This window comes from Candidatus Cloacimonas sp., assembly GCA_039680785.1.
In the GTDB taxonomy this organism is placed as follows: Bacteria; Cloacimonadota; Cloacimonadia; order Cloacimonadales; family Cloacimonadaceae; genus Cloacimonas.
The window spans coordinates 1-1,631 of the sequence record JBDKSF010000007.1 but is presented as its reverse complement, the minus strand read 5'-3'; the positions used below and the strand labels follow the sequence as shown (position 1 = coordinate 1,631).

At 38.1% G+C, this 1,631-nt stretch carries 3 protein-coding genes; 2 read left to right on the top strand and 1 reads right to left on the bottom strand.

Features of this window, described 5'->3' with window-relative positions; all coding sequences use genetic code 11:
• Both ABFC98_00200 and ABFC98_00195 read left to right on the top strand, forming a co-directional pair.
• Positions 1-309, top strand: a 309-nt coding sequence (locus ABFC98_00200; protein MEN6444451.1) for a peroxiredoxin, incomplete at its 5' end; no start/stop codon positions are given.
• Positions 310-367: 58 nt separating this feature from the next.
• A complete protein-coding gene (locus tag ABFC98_00195; protein ID MEN6444450.1) occupies positions 368-1,039 on the top strand; it encodes an HAD family hydrolase in 672 nt (223 codons plus the stop codon).
• A 260-nt stretch (positions 1,040-1,299) separates the two neighbouring features.
• Here ABFC98_00195 and ABFC98_00190 read toward each other — a convergent pair.
• The coding region (locus tag ABFC98_00190; GenBank protein ID MEN6444449.1) for a DUF4403 family protein at positions 1,300-1,631 on the bottom strand (332 nt) is incomplete at its 5' end.

The following is a 1,631-nucleotide window of genomic DNA, read 5'->3' as shown; positions in this document are numbered from 1 at the left end:
GCAGAGGCGTGTGACCTTAGAGACAACTACAACAGATTTGAGTCTTTGGGTTATAAGATAGTGGGCGTAAGCAAAGACAACGAAAAGTCACACAAAGGATTCGTTGAGAAGTTTAACCTTCCATTCTCTCTCATTTCTGATACCGAAGCAATAATCCTTCAGGCATATGAAGCCTGGGGTGAGAAAAATTTTATGGGCAAGCATTACGTTGGAATAATTCGGAAGACTTTTGTTATTGACGAAAACGGAGCAATACTTGATATCATCGAAAAAGTGAACACCAAAACACATACAGCGCAGATACTTTGACAAAGTGTACAGTTACCCAAAAAAACCATAGCTTTGTTGTTCAGAATAATTTGGAATTATGGAGTACAAAGGAGTAATTTTTGATTTGGACGGAACGCTTGTTAATTCACTTGAAGATATTGCTGATTCTATGAATCTCGTCCTTCAAAGCCGTAATTTCTCCGGTCATGATCTTCAGGCATACAAGTATTTAGTTGGTAATGGAATCAGAAAATTGGTGCAAGAAGCATTACCCGAAGCAGAAAGAGAAGAGGGATTAATCAACGAGTGTTATAATTCGATGATTGAAATATACCGTAATAACTGCATTAGTAAATCCACCCTTTATGATGGGATTCCCGACTTGCTGGATGAGTTGGTTTCACGCGGGATTAAACTTGCGGTATTATCTAATAAGGCCGATGAACTCACAAGGAAAATTGCATCGAACTTGTTGTCAAATTGGAAATTCGAAGTAATAACAGGATTAAGCGCCGAAGCATATAAAAAACCAAACCCTCTTGTTGCTCTACAAATCAGCGGAATATTCAGAATCCGTCCTGAGAACATAATTTATGTGGGCGATACCGCTATTGATATGCATACTGCGAATAATGCCGGAATGTATGCTGTAGGTGTGTTATGGGGTTTCAGAACAAAAGAAGAATTAACTTCAAACGGAGCAATGTGTTTGCTGAACCATCCGTTGGATTTAATTCAAATTTTAAATATGGTAAAAATATCTAACTAATATGAAAAAAAAGACAGCATTCATCGGTATTCTGGGGCTGATAATATTTTCTGAAGCCATCATTGTTAAACAATTATCACCTACTTCCATTTCTGATTTTTTTTATGGGTTTTTTTCAGGAATTGCATTAGTGTTCATAGTCACATTTATAGTTTTACTGGCCTGGAATCTGGGTAGCTCTCTGAAGAAAAATGTCAGATCTAAATCGGACAAAGAGTTATAAAAAGAAAAACGGTTAAGAATAGTGCTTTTCTGTGTGATTAAAAGTGTAACCCGTCAATCTTTATTGCAACATTACCCTTTAGGTTTGCCTGAATGCGGACAGCTCCGGGAACCATATTCACACTGGTAACGCCCAATGAATCAAGCCTCCCTTTAATGTTTATCCCCTCATAAAGAGGATAATCGGCTATCATCTTGTTTGCTTCTGTTTTGGCACTCTCAAGATCTGCCGTTAAGGGGTAAGAAAGGTATGGCATTATCTTCTTTAGTATCATTCCGTGAAGAAGCCAGTTGGCAGATTTTACAAGAGCGCTGCGTGTCTTAACATCAAATTCCGGTTCTGAGACCTCAAGCGCATTTTTTTCCGGGT

Coding starts and splice junctions, on each gene's coding strand:
- ABFC98_00195 (MEN6444450.1), top strand. CDS start 368: ATGGAGTACAAAGGAGTAATTTTTGATTTGGACGGAACGCTTGTTAAT.